Annotated in this window: 16 protein-coding genes; 5 read left to right on the top strand and 11 right to left on the bottom strand. The window is 50.6% G+C overall.

Translation table 11 applies throughout. The annotated features are described in order from the left end of the window. Positions 1-210 precede the first annotated feature (210 nt). Both LQ777_RS15325 and LQ777_RS15320 read right to left on the bottom strand, forming a co-directional pair. Positions 211-2,952, bottom strand: coding sequence for a T9SS type A sorting domain-containing protein (locus LQ777_RS15325; RefSeq protein ID WP_232558804.1), 2,742 nt, complete (start codon positions 2,950-2,952; stop codon positions 211-213). Positions 2,953-3,540: 588 nt separating this feature from the next. Then, positions 3,541-4,329, bottom strand: coding sequence for a DUF2490 domain-containing protein (locus tag LQ777_RS15320; protein ID WP_232558803.1), 789 nt, complete (start codon positions 4,327-4,329; stop codon positions 3,541-3,543). Between the two features lie 304 nt (positions 4,330-4,633). Here LQ777_RS15320 and LQ777_RS15315 point away from each other — a divergent pair, with 304 nt between their 5' ends. After that, on the top strand, positions 4,634-5,056 hold the full coding sequence (locus LQ777_RS15315) for an EamA family transporter (RefSeq protein WP_232558802.1): 423 nt from the start codon (positions 4,634-4,636) through the stop codon (positions 5,054-5,056). Positions 5,057-5,093: 37 nt separating this feature from the next. Here LQ777_RS15315 and LQ777_RS15310 read toward each other — a convergent pair whose 3' ends face one another. Genes LQ777_RS15310 through modA form a run of 3 tightly spaced genes read right to left on the bottom strand, consistent with a single transcriptional unit; the run spans position 5,094 to position 7,334 of the window. Then, on the bottom strand, positions 5,094-5,915 hold the full coding sequence (locus LQ777_RS15310; RefSeq protein ID WP_232558801.1) for a sulfate/molybdate ABC transporter ATP-binding protein: 822 nt from the start codon (positions 5,913-5,915) through the stop codon (positions 5,094-5,096). Beyond that, positions 5,912-6,577 carry a molybdate ABC transporter permease subunit gene (modB, locus tag LQ777_RS15305; RefSeq protein ID WP_232558800.1) on the bottom strand — a complete coding sequence of 222 codons (666 nt, stop codon included), beginning with the start codon at positions 6,575-6,577 and terminating at the stop codon, positions 5,912-5,914. Before modB ends, LQ777_RS15310 begins: the two co-directional genes overlap by 4 nt. Before the next feature lie 13 nt (positions 6,578-6,590). After that, the gene (gene modA, locus LQ777_RS15300; RefSeq protein WP_232558799.1) at positions 6,591-7,334 is read right to left on the bottom strand and encodes a molybdate ABC transporter substrate-binding protein; all 744 of its coding nucleotides are present in this window, start codon (positions 7,332-7,334) and stop codon (positions 6,591-6,593) included. 275 nt (positions 7,335-7,609) lie between these two features. On the opposite strand from modA, the gene LQ777_RS15295 reads away from it, so the two are divergent. The 3 genes from LQ777_RS15295 to LQ777_RS15285 all read left to right on the top strand — a co-directional run bounded on the left by LQ777_RS15295 (position 7,610) and on the right by LQ777_RS15285 (position 10,504). Continuing rightward, entirely contained in the window at positions 7,610-8,596 is a 987-nt protein-coding gene (locus LQ777_RS15295) for an aldo/keto reductase (protein WP_232558798.1), read from the top strand. 157 nt (positions 8,597-8,753) lie between these two features. Continuing rightward, positions 8,754-9,692, top strand: coding sequence for an NADP-dependent oxidoreductase (locus LQ777_RS15290; protein WP_232558797.1), 939 nt, complete (start codon positions 8,754-8,756; stop codon positions 9,690-9,692). Positions 9,693-10,093: 401 nt separating this feature from the next. Continuing rightward, on the top strand, positions 10,094-10,504 hold the full coding sequence (locus LQ777_RS15285; protein ID WP_232558796.1) for a Dabb family protein: 411 nt from the start codon (positions 10,094-10,096) through the stop codon (positions 10,502-10,504). Positions 10,505-10,552: 48 nt separating this feature from the next. Here LQ777_RS15285 and LQ777_RS15280 read toward each other — a convergent pair whose 3' ends face one another. The 4 genes from LQ777_RS15280 to LQ777_RS15265 all read right to left on the bottom strand — a co-directional run bounded on the left by LQ777_RS15280 (position 10,553) and on the right by LQ777_RS15265 (position 14,589). Further along, complete coding sequence (locus LQ777_RS15280; RefSeq protein WP_232558795.1) at positions 10,553-12,040, bottom strand: MFS transporter; 1,488 nt, start codon at positions 12,038-12,040, stop codon at positions 10,553-10,555. Between the two features lie 138 nt (positions 12,041-12,178). Then, the gene (locus tag LQ777_RS15275) at positions 12,179-12,574 is read right to left on the bottom strand and encodes a protease inhibitor I42 family protein (protein WP_232558794.1); all 396 of its coding nucleotides are present in this window, start codon (positions 12,572-12,574) and stop codon (positions 12,179-12,181) included. A gap of 122 nt (positions 12,575-12,696) precedes the next feature. Further along, complete coding sequence (locus tag LQ777_RS15270) at positions 12,697-13,221, bottom strand: hypothetical protein (protein WP_232558793.1); 525 nt, start codon at positions 13,219-13,221, stop codon at positions 12,697-12,699. Between the two features lie 126 nt (positions 13,222-13,347). Next, positions 13,348-14,589 carry a BaiN/RdsA family NAD(P)/FAD-dependent oxidoreductase gene (locus LQ777_RS15265; RefSeq protein WP_232558792.1) on the bottom strand — a complete coding sequence of 414 codons (1,242 nt, stop codon included), beginning with the start codon at positions 14,587-14,589 and terminating at the stop codon, positions 13,348-13,350. 133 nt (positions 14,590-14,722) lie between these two features. Here LQ777_RS15265 and LQ777_RS15260 point away from each other — a divergent pair, with 133 nt between their 5' ends. Beyond that, entirely contained in the window at positions 14,723-15,787 is a 1,065-nt protein-coding gene (locus LQ777_RS15260; RefSeq protein WP_232558791.1) for a DNA/RNA non-specific endonuclease, read from the top strand. Here LQ777_RS15260 and LQ777_RS15255 read toward each other — a convergent pair. Continuing rightward, positions 15,784-16,221, bottom strand: coding sequence for a hypothetical protein (locus tag LQ777_RS15255; protein ID WP_232558790.1), 438 nt, complete (start codon positions 16,219-16,221; stop codon positions 15,784-15,786). The genes LQ777_RS15260 and LQ777_RS15255 overlap by 4 nt on opposite strands. Position 16,222: 1 nt before the next feature. Next, a complete protein-coding gene (locus LQ777_RS15250) occupies positions 16,223-17,485 on the bottom strand; it encodes an asparagine synthetase B (protein ID WP_232558789.1) in 1,263 nt (420 codons plus the stop codon). Between the last annotated feature and the right edge of the window lie 16 nt (positions 17,486-17,501).

Below are 17,501 nucleotides of genomic sequence, written 5' to 3'. Positions count from 1 at the left end.
TTTTGACTGTCAGTAATGCCCACTTATTGGACAAGCAATTTATAGAATATTCTATCTTGAGTTCTATTTGTAGCTATTATATTTGATGTTTAGATAGAATTTCAAAATAAAATTACAGTATATAGTCTAAAATGTACATAAAAAAGGCTCTCCTAACACAGCTAGGGGAGCCTTTCTTGTTAATGAATTCTATCTTGTCGAAGGCGGGACTTAGTTGCCCATACCGACGAGAAAACGTCTGGATGCTGAGTAATTAATCGCCCTGATTTGCATAATGTACATGCCCGGAGCCAATTTTTGCAGATCGATGGATTTACGATCTTCGATACTTGGTAGGAAAATCGTTTCAACCTCCCGGCCCGATACGGTAAAGATGCGGATTGTGGCGTTGGCCAGGTTATTCAGCGTTTCGAGCGTAATGATTTTGTCAGGGCTAGGATTCGGATAGATACTTAATCCCTGGTTTGAGTCATCAACTACGAAGTTTAGCCGGGCGGATGGATCAGAAAAACAAGTCAGCGTTGGGCTGTAGCGAATAAACGCCTGGGCCGCGTACGAACCGGATCGACCGGCCTTGATTATCGCTGTTTGAACGGCCAGCGTATCGGTGTTGATGTACCAGCGGTAAAAATCGCCTGAAAGGGAGCCCATCGCTTCGAGCGTATAGGTACCAATCTGCGTAACGGAAGGAACGCTCGGCAGTGGTTTTACATCAACGGCAATCGCCGTAGCTAACGGCGAAAAACAGCCGTTGTTATCCCGAACCCGCGCCGAATAAGAACCCGACTGACGCACCTGGATGGTTTGTACGGAATCGCCGGTGCTCCACAAAGGGCGTAAATTGCTGGTTGCTGTAAGTGCTACCTGGTTACCATCACAAAAGGTTGTCGGCCCGTTTGCTGTCAGTGTTGGCGAATTTGGCAGCGGGTTTACCCGGATCGTGATGGCGTTGGACGGAGCCGAAAAGCAACTAAACTGATTTTGTGTCCGCACCGTGTACACACCGGACTGGTTGATGGTCACGGCTCGCGAAGTTGCTCCGTTCGTCCACTGATAGGCCGTATTTTCGGTCGAAGTCAGGGTTACGCGCTGGTCGGCGCAGAAGGTCGTGTTTCCGCTGGCCGCAATAACTGGGGTTGCTGGCAAAGGATTTACAACGACAGCAATTGACTGCGATTGGGGCGATGTACAGCCGTTCTGGTCCGTGGCAGTCACGGTATAGGCTCCCGCTGTCTGTACCGTAATGTTGCGGTCGGTCTGGCCCGAGTTCCACCGATACCGATAACCCGCAACCTCGTTGGCGCTCAGCGTGGTGTTGCCACCCTGACAAAAGGTTGTCGTTTGCTGAGCCGTAACCGTCGGAATAGCGGGTAATGGATTTACCCGGACCGAGGTCGTTCCCGAAACAAACGTACAGCCGCTTACATCCCGGTATTGAACCGAATAATCGCCGGAGGAATTGACAGACAGCTGTTGCGACGTATTGTTATTATTCCATTGGATATTGTTGTCGTAATCAGTCCGTAACGTCACGCTGTTTCCGGCGCAAAACGTGGTCGGACCCGAAGCCTGAATGGATGGAGCAGAAGCCACGCGCACAACGGGTGAGAACAGTACATTACCGGCCGCGTCTTTCACCTTCGCCCGGTACTGCCCAGCCCCTTTGGTAATGCGTTGGCCGCCTTCACCCGTGTTCCAGGTTACCGACGAGAACGAGCCATTCACGGCAATCGACAGTTGATTGGTACCGGCGCACGATACCGTAACCGTCGGGGCAGGGGTTGGAGAAATCGGCTGGGCATTCGCGAAAAATCTGTCGTTGAGGCTGTTGTTCCAGACGTTAGCTACCTCGTAGAGTCCGTTGACATCGAAGTGTACATCGTCGAAGATCGTCCGGGGCGGGCGCTGACGGGGAATCTGAATGTTGTCGGTCTCTGGTCCTGGAAACACGTTGCTTACCGAACTAATAATCTGGTTCTGGGCGGCAAGGATCTGAGGACGGGCTCCCCGTGAATCGCCTGAATACGACACGCGGGCAACGACCCAGGCTATATTTTTGTTGGCGTCCTGCCGACTGCGATTAATAACGTACTGTAAATGATTGTAATAGCTGCTCTGACTTGTATTGTCGAAATTTTCGGCTTCGCCCTGCTGCCACAAAATGGCTCTGACGCCCAGCATATTGATGTAAAACTGCAAGGCGATCCGTAGGTTGGCATAAGGCTGACCGTCGGCATAGTACAAACCCTGCGAGTAAATACTTTCCGTACGGCCATTTTCCGCACTTTCGCGCCAGTTCTTGACGGCTGTGCCAATGTAACCAGCGTTGAAAAACATGATCGGTACCTTCAGTCGTTGGGCTAGCATATCACCGACCCGACCCCAGCACCAGCTGCCTACTCCGCGTGGCGTAATTCGAACACCCTGATTGACATGAGAGAATAAATTCAGCACATCCATAGGCGGGTCGTTCTGCGACTCCGAAGGATCAAAATAATTGACGCAGTTGATGCGGTCGTCACTGGCGCTGGGCATGTCGTCGTACACACCCTGACCATTCGACTGACCCGCGATCACGAATACTTCGCCGGCACCCACCCGTTCAACGATAGTGCTACCGCCCACCTGTTGATCACCGTTCATGCCCCGTACTTCCAGGTTGTACCAGCCTCCTTTTACGGTCAGATCACCGGCGTAATTACCGCCAGTCGGATTATTCTGAATCGTGACCCAGTCGGTTGAGGTCCCTTGTCCGTCACGTGCCTGAACGCGGGCATCAATTCGGGTTACGGGCGTCGTAAAATAGCCGTTTACACGAATAGTGGCTTCATTATTTGTGTTACGCTGAAAAACGGCTCGGCTAACCGGAAACGAAACTTGGATTTGAGCGCTTGTCTGAAAAGAATAGAACCCCATCAAAAAGAACCAACACGAAACGAAAACGCTTTTCATAAACTTTGTAAAAGTACAGACTGGATAGTAATATGGTTAGAGGTTAGTATCACAGTTTATAAGGTAGCATATGAACGGGAGCAGGATCTGCGAGCGCTTCCCGCAGGCGACGCTGCCTCAAAACGACGCACCACGTAGGTCGTTGTTTTAGGCCTGCTTCGATTGAACGTCGTGAATGCAAATGCTGGTATAAACAAAGGATAAATACAGACGCCTGCGAGACAATCTCAGATTGATGGACACAATAATCTGTTCTACCGTTTAACCACACTCGAAAAAAAGAATAAATAAATTTCACTGGTGTACCTGGCAGGCTCTGGAATAGTCGCCGTACAACGGAACGGGGAAATGTGCGCTTAGTGATGAGCGCAGAGTGGGGATAGGAAACGAAATCGGAAAAAGAAGAAATCATAAATCCTGTAACTACAGAATAGGGTGTAGAATACAGGCACCGTCATTCCAGTGCTGCCCTGTTCAGAGAAGACACCTTTTCTCATAGTATATAGCAAAACTAAAACCCATTAGCTAATAACCCAAACGGTAGAATGGGACAGGGGGCTTTTTTACGAATACCTTACTGTACGGTAATCAGTCAGGTTGCGAGGGGAGCTTTTCTGCGTGGCCGCTACGGCGGGAAATACGGTAAGTTAACCCGATAACCAGGTTGTTTTTACCAGAAGCCGCTTGGGGAGTAAATACGCCCTGCTCAAATGTAGCGGGGCTGTAATTGGTCTGATTCACCCAGCCCGTCTGGATAATCCAGTTTTTCGTAAGCTGATAGCCAACGCCCGCGTATAGACGGTTGCGTTCGAAGGTTGGGCCAACGGGGTTAAGAAACACTTCGTCGTACAGTGATAGAAAGATCGTCTTCTCGGTGATGGTTCGTTTGTTTAGGGGAACGAACGCATTCAATCGATAACGAATGCGGTTTCGAAACATCTGACTACCTTCTCTATACGTAAACCAACGCTGCTCAATGCGGTACCGATGTTCAAATTTTATTCGCGACAAATACTGGTTAATAATGAGCTGTTGCCATAGCCGCTTTTCGGTATTGAGCGGTCCGGTAGACAGATCCTTGAAATCGTAGGTACCATACTGACCACCCGCTAGCATCAGGGTAAAATTACGGTCGAGGTCGTAACTGATACCACCCTTCAACTCGTAATAAAAAAACTGTTGCATCACTGCGTTGCTTCGGGTCTGTATTTCGGCAAAACCACCCCATTTTTTTTCATTGCCCGGCAGCTGAACGGTACCAATAAGCCATGATCCCCAGGGGGTTGCGGGTGTTAATGCGGTTTGGGCAAAGGTGCAGTTGAAAGTATACGAAAACAGGCTGGCTGTCAGAAGGAAAGCGAATCGAAAGCGGTTCACAAGTGCAGGTTTATTACAACGCTGTAAAAATAGTCTGTGTTAAGAGATTATAATTTGACTCAGGTCAATCATAACGATTTAGTAATTTATAACTAGCGTTGTTAACATTTGCATAACATTAAGCGAGCGTTTCAGTCTCTTCCCGGTGGTCAGAGCTGCACTTGGTAGATTGCCGTTTCCGGGTGGTTGATCGAGCGTCCGGGCATAGTAGCCTGCTGCAATGCGCATAGCTAAATAACAGGGAACTGTAACCTTTAAATGAGACAGTTAGTTGATTAATAAACGCTTCGCTATTCCTTAACTCATGTGGATTCTTTTTTCGCTTTTGGCCGCGGTGGCAACGGCTATCGTGGTAACACTGTCGAAGGCCGGTATTAAAAACGTCGATTCTAGTCTGGCGTTTGCCATTCAATCGGTTCTTATTTTGATTGTATCCTGGGGCGTTGTCATCAGTCAGGGAACGCTGTCTGATGTGGCACGTATCGAGCGACGCGTCTGGATTTATTTGATTCTGGCGGGCATCGTCACGTGCGTTTCTTCGCTGCTGTCGTTTCGGGCGCTCAAAATAGGTGACGCGTCCCGTGTGGCGTCGCTGGACAAAGTGTCGTTGGTTTTTTCAATTATACTGGCCGTTGTTTTCCTCAAAGAAAAAGTGAACTGGCAGGTTATTGCCGGGGCTGCACTGATGGCTATCGGTGCGGTTGTCATTGCGATGGCGCGTGAATAAAATAACCGACACGAGCCATACTACCGATTACATACCTTTAGGAGGTTGCGATCCGAATGGAGTCATTCACCTGTAGCTTCCCCCAAGCCGAATTGGTGGATCGTAGCAGCAGCGTGTCGGTCTGAACAACCCACTCCTGACTGGTTTCATCGAAGTAAATGTGCCGGATTGGTTCGGACGCTGCTGTAATGCTAACATCTGTTCTCTCATTGACTCGGTCGCTTTGAATACGTCCCTGCGCCAGCCGAATAACCCGGTCGGCTAGTACCTGAACATCGGTTTCGTGGTGGCTAACCAACAAAGTCGTCGTACCCCAGGATTGATGCAGTTTTAAAAGCAGCTGACGGAGCTGCCCGCCAGAGTCCGGATCGAGAGCCGCAAAAGGTTCATCCAGCAACAGTACTGTTGGCCGACGTACCAACGCGCGAGCCAACGCCACCCGCTGTCGTTGCCCACCCGACAAGGCCGATGGTTTCTGGCCGATAAACGTAGCGAGTCCCGTTTCCTGGATCAGTTGATCGACCAATTCAGGATGACCAGCGGGCGCGGCAAACTGGATGTTCTCGCGTACGGTCATATTCGGAAACAAGGCCGTATCCTGAAAAACATAGCCTATTGACCGCTGTTGGGGCGGCAAATTGATGCGCCGGGCGGTATCGAGCCAGCGTACGCCGTTGATCTCAATGCAGCCACGGCTTGGTTTTTCCAATCCGGCCAGCAGGCGCAGTAAGGTCGTCTTCCCGGAACCCGAAGGGCCTACGAGCGCCGTCAGGCTACCCACCGTCAGGTCGAATTGCACATCAAGCTCGGTAACGCCTTCGGCAAATAGGCGCGGCATACAGACATCCAGCGTAATCATATCGTTACCCGTTTGTTAATCGCGTACACCAGCAATAAAATCAGAAACGAGAGGCCCAACAGCAGCGCTGCGTAGACGTGCGCTGATTCAAAATGCAACAGTTCCACTTCGTCGTAAATGGCGATGGAGGCTACGCGGGTTTGTCCTGGCAGGTTTCCGCCAATCATAAGGACTAATCCAAACTCACCAATCGTATGGGCAAACGACAGCACAATGCCCGTCAGCAGAGCCGGTTTGCAATTGGGCAACAAGACGTGCCATAACGTTCGAACGGGAGACTGACCCAGCGTGTAGGCCGCTTCGCGCCAGGAAATGGGCAAATTTTCGAGGCCCGCCTGAATGGGATGAACCATAAACGGCAAACTGTACAATAGCGACGCCAGGACCAGCCCCTCGAACGAAAAGACTAGTTGAAGATTGAGCGTACGAAGCAACCAGGCCCCCAGCCAACTGTTCGGACTAAAAGCCAGCAGCAAGTAAAAGCCGACAACCGAAGGGGGAAGTACCAGCGGCAGACTGATAACGGTTTCGACCAACGGTTTCAATCGAAACCGGCTAAGCGCCAGCCACCCGGCCAGCGGGACACCGATGAGCAGCAGGATAAAGGTGGTGATACTGGCAAGTCGTAACGTGAGCCAGATAGGGTCCCAGTCAATGGGCATGAGCTACGTCTTTTTAATTCTTGGGCAATCGGTAACCAAACTGTTGTAAAATGCGCCGGGCGGTCTGGCTCCGTAAAAACTGAACAAACTGCCCGGCGGCCTTGCCCTGTGTTGTTCGTTTGAGTACCACAACGCCCTGAGCAATGGGCGAATAGTGGTCCGTGGAGAGTTCGATCCAGTGCCCTTTCTGTTGCAGGCTAGGGTCAAGGACAACCGATTTTGCCGTAAAACCCATTTCTGCCGAACCGGATAGGACATATTGATTTACCTGCGCAATGCTTTCGCCATAGACGATTTTGGCCTTTACCTGATCCGTCAACTGGGCGTGTTTCAATACGCTTTCGGCGGCTTCGCCATACGGTGCTTTTGCCGGATTCGCTATGGCGATATGGCGCACCGCCGGATTTTTCAGCACCGTAAGGTCTTTAGACAAGGGCAAATCGCCCACCGTCCAGAGCACAAGCGTACCGTAGGCATAAATAGCGGGCGCAGCCTGGGTCAAGCCTTGTTTATAAAGGGCCTGCGGGTAATCCATATCGGCAGACAGAAATACGTCGTAGGGAGCGCCCTGCTGAATCTGCGTGGTAAGTTTACCCGAGGAACTGACAATCGATTCCACGGTGACGCTGGTTTGCTTCTGAAAAGCGGTTCGCAACTGTTCCATAACAAACTGCGCGTTGGCCGCCACCGCCACACGCAGGGCCTGGGACTGTGCGCAAGCGGGCCAGAAAAGAAGCAGGAAAATAAGGTTTTTCATTAAACGCAAACGTTGTGGTTGGGCAAATATAACGGCCAGCGTTGAATTTTGCTTTCGTTATCAGGACGATGGCGTATCCAGGCTGTGAGCCTTCGTGGTTTGCGTTGTTTTTCGACGGCTGGATAAAGTCAGAGGTAAGGTATTAATATAGACGTTATCTGACTCCCTGATCTTGAACAACGGGCATCTTACAAAGGTTAAGCCTTCTTCAATCCAGGCAGGTGAACGGATTGTGGACGGAATGTTCGTGAGAACATTCAAACAGAAACAAGCTTATGAAATACAGATTATTAGGTAATACAGATGTGCAGTTGTCGGCCATTGGACTGGGATGCATGGGGATGAGCCATGCGTACGGTCAGCCCGATGACGATGAGTCGATAGCAACGCTTCACAGAGCCATTGAACTGGGCATTAACTTCTGGGATACGGCCGATATTTACGGAAGCGGCAAAAATGAATCGTTGATTTCGCAGGTGTTGAAGTCGAACCGGGATAAGATTTTTATTGCGACGAAATTTGGGTTTGTTCCTCAGACGGATGGCAATTTATCGGCTTTCGATGGATCGCCCGCTTACCTCAAAAAAGCGGTTGAAGCGAGCCTGAAACGGTTACAGATCGATGTTATTGATTTGTACTATGCTCACCGCGTCGATCCAAACGTGCCGATTGAAGAAACCGTCGGGGCGATGGCTGATCTGGTGAAAGAAGGCAAAGTCAAATACCTGGGCTTGTCAGAAGCGTCGGCCAATTCGATTCGAAAAGCCCATGCTGTCCATCCGATTTCGGCGTTACAAAGCGAATACTCCCTGTTGACCCGCGATGTGGAGTCAGCCATTTTACCCCTTACCAAAGAGCTGAACATTTCGTTCGTACCATTCAGCCCACTGGCCAGGGGACTGGTGACCAACACACTGAACGTATCCGAGTTGAAAGAAGGAGATTTCCGGAAAACACTACCCCGGTATCAGGCTGAACATGCCGACAATAACCAGCATTTAGCCGCTGGCTTTGCGGATATTGCCCAGCGTATCGGCTGCACGCCCGCTCAACTGGCGCTCGCCTGGGTGCTGCATCAGGGTGATAACATTATCCCTATCCCCGGCACCAAAAAGCGGAAGTATTTAGAAGAGAATGCGGGGAGTGTCGATGTCCAGCTGTCAGACCAGCAAGTACAGGCTATTGAAGACCTGTTGCACAAATATCCGGACACCGGAGATCGCTACAACGCGAATAACTACAAGCTGGTGGATCGAAGTTAACGAGAAAGGACGCTCAACAAAGGCGTCCTTTTCCATAAAGGCCATTTGTCGCGCTAAATTTCCTGTCAGTAGTCTGGTTCTACCGAAATAGCGAAGAAATGTACAGAGCGACGGGAAAGCCAGCGTATACTTTTGTGCCAATCAAACAGACTTACGCATGAAAGCGATTATTTTAACTGATTTCGGTAGTGTTGACAATCTTGTCGTTACCGATGTGAATACGCCCGCTGTTTCCGACAATGAAGTTCTGATCCAGGTCAAGGCCATCAGCGTCAACCTCATAGATGTAAAAACGCGCTCCGGGAAAGGAGTGTCCAGCCTGTTCAACGATCAAAATCCAATTATCCTGGGTTGGGATGTTTCAGGTATCGTTGTGGAGTCGAAATCACCGTTGTTCAAAGCGGGCGATGATGTGTTTGGTATGGTCAACTTTCCGGGATTCGGCAAAGCGTACGCTCAGTATGTAGCTGCGCCGGCGAGTCATCTGGCTCTGAAGCCTGGATCAATCTCCCATGCTGAAGCAGCGGCTGCTTCGTTGGCTGCTCTGACGGCTTTTCAGGCTGTTGTTTCACACGCTAACGTGCAGGCCGGTCAACGGGTGCTCATTCATGCCGCTGCGGGTGGGGTAGGGCACTTTGCGGTACAAATCGCCAAAGAGTTAGGCGCTTACGTAATTGGAACCTCGTCGGCAGCCAGCAAAGACTTTGTTTTATCGCTCGGAGCCGACGAACATATTGATTACAAGACGCAAACGATAAAAGAAGCCACCCAGGCTATTGACTTCGTACTGGATACAATCGGGGACGAAAACATCGACCATTCGCTCGACGTGATGAAACCGGGGGCGACGATTATTAGTATTCCGTCGGGGAAGAACGAAGCGGTGATAGAAAAAGCGGAGGCTAAAGGAATGATTGGCTATCCGATACGCGTGCAGTCAAACGGCGAGGATATGAACCAACTGGCAAACCTTCTTGAGCAGGGTAAAATCAAATCCCACATTTCGCAGACCTTTGATTTTGACGAGATGAGGCAAGCGCACATACAGATTGAAAGCGGAAAAACGCGGGGTAAAATAGCTGTTCTGGTTCCCTGAAATAGTAATCTGAAGTTTTGGCTCTTTGACCAGTCCGAAACAAGTAGCCGTAGCTCACTTATGGTGGTGGTGTCGGCGGGCGGCCCGCCGACACCACCACCATAAGGCTAACATCTTCATCTTTTAACTGATTTGTAACCATTCCTGTCTGTCAAAAGTCAAGCATATAAACACAGATCAGCGTACAATTGAAAACGGAGCCTATATATTTAGTGGGCTTTATCCAACGTGTGACTCTGTTTCAGCTTGGTGAAATTTGCAGGAATAACGCGTAGAATGAAAAATCTGTAAGGGATTTCCCTTATTAGTGTACACTTGAAGTTGCAAAGCGGCTAACTGTTGTTCATTTTTGCTTTTGTAAGCGGGTAAATGCCGCTTCGCTGAACAAACCTAAATCGTTTATGAACGAGCAATCGCGCAGAGCATTTGTGAAAAGTGGCGTTGCCGCCGGGCTAGGGGCTGCACTTCCCGCAACGGGCATGGCTGAAATGGCCCCGAAAGAACTGTTTACCCACCACGTTTTCTTTTATCTGAAAAATCCGGGCAGTGAGGCCGACAAAGCGAAGTTGCTGGAAGGATTAAACAAGCTGGCTAAATGTCCGACAATCAAGATGGTTCATATTGGAACGCCAGCCAAGACTAACCGTGAGGTTATTCAGCGGGACTATACCTATTCGTGGCTGTGCTTTTTCGACAGCCCTGCCGATGAAGAAAGTTACCAGAAACATCCGATTCACGACGACTTCAGAAACAACTATGCGTCGTTGTGGGAGAAAGTTGTTATCTACGATTCGGTTGGACCGAAACGATAAACGCTAGCTCGACTGATGACGGTTGCTATTGATATTCAGTTGTCGTCATCAGTCGGCTTGGCTAACCGGGTTTGATAAGCCGCTGGTCGACAACGCCGTTGTTTCGGCGGGCGATGGCTTTGGTGCATTGCCGCGCGTTAGCGAAAAAAGGGCTCCTAGCAGCACTAACCCGGTCATGGTTAAATACACATAGTGCATGCCAAGTAACTGCGCCGGTGTTGCTTCGGGCGATACGTGGTTACTGACTGCATATCGGTTTCGTAGGCTGTACCAAACGGCAGCCGCCAGCGCGATGCCTACCACAAAGCCGAGGTTTCGCATAAAGGCAATCATACTACTGGCAATGCCTCGTTGATCCAGCGGAGCCGAGTTGAGGGCGCTGCTGCTATTGGGTGACTGAAATAAACCGAATCCCAGACTCACCAGCGAACTTCGCCAGACCACATCTTGCCATTCCCAATCAGTGGACAGATACGAAAAAGCAAAATAACCGCTGGCTGTAATAAGCAACCCAGCGCTGGAAAGCCAGCGGGCACTGATCTTACTCGATAAATAGCCGCCCAGCGGTGCGACCAGACTAAGGGTCAGCGGACCTGCCAGCAGGATCAGCCCCGCTCGTCCGGGCGGGAGGCCCAGTAATTGTTGCAGGAAAAAAGGAATCACGAATAGGTTGGCACCGGAGGCAATGAAGCCACAGAAGGCCGCCAGGATTGCCGAAGTAAACGCCCGGACGCGGAACAAACTAAGCCGTAACATTGGCTCTTTGACCCGCATTTCCCAGAGAAAAAAGAGCACTAGTAAGACACCGCCTACCGACAGCAATCCGACCACAAGTGAGTCGTTCCAGCCGTAGCGAGGTTCTGGCCCGAAGTCCAGACCTGTTAGCAAGGTAATGACACCAACCAGAAAAAGACCTGCTCCAACCAGATCGAAGCGTTGCCCGGTCACTTTAGGGCTTTCCGGCAAAATGGTCCACGCCCGCCAGATGGCGATTAAGCCGATGGGGACATTGACGAAAAAGATACTGGACCAGCCAAACTTGCTCAACAGCAAACCACCAATTACAGGACCTGCACTGGAGCCCGCAGCCACAATGGAACCCATGAGGCCGAGCGCCTGACCCCGCTCTTTGGGGGAGAAGGCATCGCTGATAATGGCCGGCCCAATGGCAAAAATCATGGATGCGCCCAAGCCCTGAAGGACTCTGAAGCCGACCAACGACCACAGGTTCCAGGCTAACCCGCAGCACAGCGACCCCACGACGAAAACGCTAAAACCGGTGATGTACAGTTGCCGCCGTCCAACCCAGTCCGAGAGCTTGCCCATGATCAGCAGCGTACTCGTTGTTGTCAGTAGGTAACACAGGACGATCCATTCGACGCGATCACCCGCTCCGAGTTCCCGGCGAATGGTCGGCAGGGCAATGTTCACGATGCTACTGTCGAGCGTAGACATGAACGTGCCGAACATGACCGTTCCAAGGATAATCCACTTGTTGGGTGCCGATGCTTCGACAGAGGCAATGGGTTGTGTCACGACGGATGCGAATTACTACAAGGTCGTAACAGGGTAGTAAGACTGGTTGTTTGAAGGGATTTCGGAAATAACCAGGTATAAGGATAGGCTATCGAGCCCTAACTTTCCCGTTTAATGAGATGCTTGCCGGTCGTAATTTTATTTAGCTACCACCTGAACAACGTACGTTTTCTTTACCTGGCCGCTACCCGTTTCATTGGGTTGTTTTTCCGAGAACATAACATTGGCGCTACCCACGGTAATTCCTTTTAGCTGAAAAACAGTAGGGCCTGATTTATCGCGTTTCAGGGTATCAACCGCTGGGGCCAGCTCTGGCCGTGACACTTCAACCACTTCTTGGTTATCTGACGTGCCGATTAACTGGGTAGAACCGTCTCCCCGGCTTGGTAAAGAAATTTCCTTGATCTCACCAACGGATAAGCGGATGCGCTGTTTGAAGCCTTCGTTTTTCGTTGAACTGCAAGCCGTTGTTATAGCCAGAAGGCCAGCTAGAAGAAGTTGCGGGCGAATTTGTTGCGTACGTGTCGTTGTCATACCCGCTATAACTCACCGACCGCCTGAACGGTTTGGGAATTTGAGCCAGCTGGCTCATTCGTAGCACCATAAAGCGGTTTCAAAAGAAACTGGCTGACTGGTGTCGAGAACAATACCCCGGGCTAATACCAGCGCCGGATGAAGGATAGGTTGTAGCCTGCGTAATTACCGGATATGCCGTTGTTTACATCGACCTTTTGGCAGGTGACGACTACATTGTTGTTCACGTACGTCAGGCGATCCGAAGATACAGGTTCAAGCGCGTAGCCCTGACGAATCAGCTGCTGTTGAAGTTGCTCGCATTCTTCTTTCGAGCGAACCTGATACATCAATATATCAGAACGTCCTGTGCGCACGTATTGAATAAGGGCAGAGGCTGTTGTCGGTCTGGTCAGCAGCGTGTTGCTGGAATAGGCAAACAGACAGGTAAAACCAATGACACCACTTTCATTTTTATAACAAACAAAGCCTTTCCGGAACATGCACCGATCAAACTGTGCCGCTGGTAGGCTCATGTAGGTCAGGAGTTCGTTCAGGTTTACACGCTGAGCAAACGTCGAACTAGCCAGAAAAAGCAAACTCACCGTATAAAGTACACACCGGAAGCGTCGATAATATGGGGAGTTTGGATAAAGCAGAGCGATCATAGAAGCCAGAGAATGCGTCAGGCTGGACTACATCAAAATACGCTCCATCGACTATTTCGGCAACCAAAAATGTCCCGAAAGCAGGATTTATATGGCTTAATAGACTTAAGGATGCCTACAAACAGGCTATTCGGCTACCGCAGTCGATTCGTGTCCAATGTGCTTACCGACGACGTACCCCGTCGTCCAGGCGTTCTGAAAATTAAAACCGCCGGTAATTCCGTCAACGTCAAGCACTTCGCCGGCGAAAAACAAACCTGGCTGAGCCTTGCTCTCAAGGGTTTGTACATCGAGGCTGCTGAGCGGGACGCCCCCGCAGGTAACGAACTCGTCTTTAAACGTACTTTTACCAGCAACCCCAAACTGACTGTTGGTAAGCCGTTCCGCCAGTCGATTGAGTGGTTTAGCGGGTAAATCGGCCCACCGCTGGCTGTCTTCGATTCCCGATTCAGAAACAAAGGCCTGCCAAAGACGGGATGGCAAACCAAACGGATTTTGTGAGCTTACCTGTTTGCGGCCATTTTGCTGTCGGAAATCCTGTAAGGCTGCTCGCAGTTCGTTCTCGGTCAGTGTAGGAACCCAATTGATACGCAGCGTAAATCGGTAATCAACTGATGCCAGGTCGCGGGCTGCCCAGGCCGATAGCCGCAATACCGCCGGACCGCTGAAACCCCAGTGCGTAACGAGTAAAGGACCGCGCTGCTGTTGTTTCGTCCCAACCACTGACACCGCTGCATCGGAAACGGATACGCCCGCCAGCGGTAGCAGGTAATTATCAGGTACGTTAAACGTAAACAACGATGGTACCGGATCGATCAGCTCATCCGTTTGGTCGGGAAACCAGTCGTAAGAGGGCCGTTGCGGATAGCCACCCGTTGCGATCAAAACGCGATCCGCGTACAGCGTTTCGCCGGTTAGTAACTGAAGTTGCCAGCCGGTCCCATCAGGCCGTAAGGTACTGACGCCACAGCTGGTTCGAATCTGAATGCCCAGTCGTTGGGCGGTATTCAGTAGACAATCGACAATGGTTTCGGAGGTGTTGGTTGCGGGAAACATCCGCCCGTCGGCTTCCGTTTTTAAGGCAATACCTTTCTGCTCGAACCAGCGTACCGTATCGCCCGCGTCGAATTGGTTCAATAGCGAGCGTAACGCTTTTTCGCCACGGGGGTAATGCTTGACGAGTTGACGATTGTCAAAACAGGAGTGAGTAACATTGCAGCGTCCGCCACCCGAAATGCGGACCTTGTTCAATACGGTACGGGTCTTTTCCAGAATGGTGACCGTAGCACCCGGATACGTTTCAACGGCTGTGATGGCACCAAAAAAACCGGCGGCTCCTCCGCCAATAACGGCAATACGTAACGACATAACCGCTCAACAGTTGTCCGCTCATTGTGGTTCGTCTGTTAGACAGGCAGGAGTTTAAAGTCGATCAATAAATCGTTAGGCTTTCTTCTTCCTGCAAAGCTGTGTTGTCCGCAAACTCTGTAGATTTACGCCTATGTTTTTCAGACCTCGCTTTAATACAAAAAAATACGCCCGCCGGGGCTTCCGATTACGCGGTAACACGCTTGTGCTGCTGTTTGTATTTTTCCTGATTGGTTTATTTCTGCACTACGGCGGTAAAACCAAGCCGGTCGTTGCCTTCTGGAATGATGTTCGGGAAATAATTGGTCTGAGACGATCACACGCCGAAAAGGAAGAATCGAACCCCTACCGGGCACCGGAACCGGATTCCGACGTAGCTACGGACGAACGCCCGGAGCCTTCGGCATCTGAAAGTGAAGCGAGCGATAAAAGGGGCAGACGCTCGTCGAAAACGAAGACAAACCGAGAGTCTAAAATCGTGCGCTTTGAATTCGAGAAGCAGGTCGATTTTATTCTGCCCGTTTCCCGATCGGGCGGGGAGCTGATTCGTCACGAAGGATACACGCTCAGCTACCGGGATGAATACAAGGATGCCGAATGGGTCGCTTACCCGCTGCTGGACTATGAGACGACGGGCGACGCCGACCGGAAAAATGAACAGTTTCAACCAGATCGGGCGGCTGCCAATGGGACGGCTTTACCCTCTGATTACACGCGGTCGGGTTATGATCGGGGGCACCTGGCTCCGGCGGGTGATTTCAAATACTCACAGCGGATGATGCGCGAAACATTCCTGATGAGCAATATCACACCCCAGGTGCCGGATTTTAACCGAGGTATCTGGAAAGAGCTAGAAGACCTGGTTCGTACCTGGGCGGTTCGCGACAATGGACTTTACATCATCACGGGGCCAGTACTGAAAGCAGGCTTACCCACGATTGGAAAAGCCAACGAAGTAAGCGTTCCGCAAAAGTTTTACAAAGTAATTCTGTATTGCAACAAGCCTGACATACGCATGATCGGTTTTCTGCTCGATAATGAAGCGTCGGAAAGTTCGCTGAAGCAATTCGTAGTACCCGTTGACCAGATTGAGCAATTGACCGGCATTGATTTCTTCCCTAAGCTGCCGGACGATCTGGAGCGGAAACTGGAAAGTAAAGGACGCGGAGAAATGGTGGACGAATGGTTCAGTAACTAGTGTAGAACGGTCAATGTGCCCAGGAAATCCTGGAGTTCGTCGGGTTGTTGCGTACCGATCAGCACGCGCTTGTTCGTCGTTGTCCGAATGCGTAATCCATTGTTACCCGCTACGTTATACACCCACTCGCCGAAGTTCCAGCGAATGCCGTAGCCGACAAAGCGGTAGGTGACCAGCGTTGCTTCCTGGACATCATTCCAACGGATTGTCCGCCAGGCCATCAGCGGCCAAACGCGGTAATGAATTCCGGTTTCGTCGTAGCGGGTGTCCAAACGCCAGAGGGCAAACAAGGCTACGACGAAGGCGAAGATGACCAGACCCGGCCATTGACCAGGGTGCTGGATGACGCCATAAACTACCGAACAGCCGCTGAAGCCCAGAATGAGCCACAGCCACCATTGCCGGAAATACTGCCTTTCGGAGAACGCGTTCATGCTAGGTTTTTTGTTTCTTCTTCTTGGCCGCCGGAAATAAAATGTTGTTTAGAATCAGTCGGTAACCGGCTGAGTTCGGATGCAGATTGAGATCCGTTGGTTCTTCACCGATTTCGTGCCGGTAATCTTCGGGATCGTGGCCGCCGTAGAACGTGAAAAAGCCGCGACCATACGGGCTGTGAATATACCGTGCTTCGCCAGCCGCCCGATTTTCGGCCATAATGACTACCTCCGGCTTAATCAGATTTTTCTTAAAAGCGGTTGTTTGCCCCATAAACCCTTTAATGACGTTCAGGTGATTCTGCGTCAGCATGGTTGGGATCGGGTCGTATTTAGCCGAAAACTGAAACAAGGTAAAATAATCGTTGTGTTCGCTTAAACCCCGCTCTTCGGGCTGATTATCGATGTTCGAGAACTCGATTAGATACGGGTTGGTATAGACCTGGAAATTGCGGAACGCGAAGGTTTGGCTATAATCCAGCTTACTGTTTGCGTTTGGATCGGCGGGGTCACCGTCGTAGAAAGCGTCTACAATATCCGTATTCTGCGATGCCAGAGCGATGTCGTAGGTATCCGTTGCGTTACACATCGCGAACAAATAACCACCACCCAGCACAAAATCACGAATTTTCTGGGTCACGGCACGCTTTAGCTGAGGGACTTTCGAGAAGCCGAATTTTCGGGAAATACTCTCCGCTTCCTGCTTCTGGGCGATGTACCAGGGTTGGTCTTTAAAATGGAAGAACTTGCCGTACTGCCCGGTAAAATCTTCGTGGTGCAAGTGTAACCAGTCATATTCGGGGAGCTTGCCATTCATTACTTCTTCGTCGAAAACCACATCGTAGGGAATCTCGGCGTAGGTCATAACCATTGTTACGGCGTCGTCCCAGGGCTGCTTGGTCTTGGGAGAATAAACGGCTACTCTAGGCGGTTTCTGTAATTTAACGGCATCCATATTGGCGTCGGCAGCGGCTATTTCGGATAAAATCTGGGCCGATTGCGCATCCGAGATAACTTCGTAGCTAACCCCCCGGATAACCATTTCGTTGACGAACGCCTGACTTTGGGGCATCATAAACGAACCGCCCCGGTAGTTGAGCAACCAGTCGATTTCGGTATCATGCGTTTTAAGCACCCAATAAGCAATGCCGTACGCTTTAAGGTGATTCTTCTGGGCATCGTCCATCGGAATCAGAATTTTGGAGGCCCACGTATGACCCGTTAATATCAAAATTAGGATAAGCGGTAACAGCAGCCGTTTCATTGGTTTCCCCGTTAAG

Source organism: Spirosoma oryzicola (assembly GCF_021233055.1).
Taxonomy (GTDB): domain Bacteria; phylum Bacteroidota; class Bacteroidia; order Cytophagales; family Spirosomataceae; genus Spirosoma; species Spirosoma oryzicola.
The sequence above is the reverse complement of the archived record's forward strand: the minus strand, read 5'-3'. Positions and strand labels throughout refer to the sequence as shown.

Excerpts from the sequence above, each read along its gene's own strand:
- LQ777_RS15310 (WP_232558801.1), bottom strand. The coding sequence starts at position 5,915 with ATGATTACGCTGGATGTCTGTATGCCGCGCCTATTTGCCGAAGGCGTT.
- LQ777_RS15290 (WP_232558797.1), top strand. The coding sequence starts at position 8,754 with ATGAAAGCGATTATTTTAACTGATTTCGGTAGTGTTGACAATCTTGTC.
- modB (WP_232558800.1), bottom strand. The coding sequence starts at position 6,577 with ATGCCCATTGACTGGGACCCTATCTGGCTCACGTTACGACTTGCCAGT.
- LQ777_RS15255 (WP_232558790.1), bottom strand. The coding sequence starts at position 16,221 with ATGAACGCGTTCTCCGAAAGGCAGTATTTCCGGCAATGGTGGCTGTGG.
- LQ777_RS15275 (WP_232558794.1), bottom strand. The coding sequence starts at position 12,574 with ATGACAACGACACGTACGCAACAAATTCGCCCGCAACTTCTTCTAGCT.
- LQ777_RS15270 (WP_232558793.1), bottom strand. The coding sequence starts at position 13,221 with ATGATCGCTCTGCTTTATCCAAACTCCCCATATTATCGACGCTTCCGG.
- LQ777_RS15250 (WP_232558789.1), bottom strand. The coding sequence starts at position 17,485 with ATGAAACGGCTGCTGTTACCGCTTATCCTAATTTTGATATTAACGGGT.
- LQ777_RS15285 (WP_232558796.1), top strand. The coding sequence starts at position 10,094 with ATGAACGAGCAATCGCGCAGAGCATTTGTGAAAAGTGGCGTTGCCGCC.
- LQ777_RS15315 (WP_232558802.1), top strand. The coding sequence starts at position 4,634 with ATGTGGATTCTTTTTTCGCTTTTGGCCGCGGTGGCAACGGCTATCGTG.
- LQ777_RS15295 (WP_232558798.1), top strand. The coding sequence starts at position 7,610 with ATGAAATACAGATTATTAGGTAATACAGATGTGCAGTTGTCGGCCATT.
- modA (WP_232558799.1), bottom strand. The coding sequence starts at position 7,334 with ATGAAAAACCTTATTTTCCTGCTTCTTTTCTGGCCCGCTTGCGCACAG.
- LQ777_RS15325 (WP_232558804.1), bottom strand. The coding sequence starts at position 2,952 with ATGAAAAGCGTTTTCGTTTCGTGTTGGTTCTTTTTGATGGGGTTCTAT.
- LQ777_RS15260 (WP_232558791.1), top strand. The coding sequence starts at position 14,723 with ATGTTTTTCAGACCTCGCTTTAATACAAAAAAATACGCCCGCCGGGGC.
- LQ777_RS15265 (WP_232558792.1), bottom strand. The coding sequence starts at position 14,589 with ATGTCGTTACGTATTGCCGTTATTGGCGGAGGAGCCGCCGGTTTTTTT.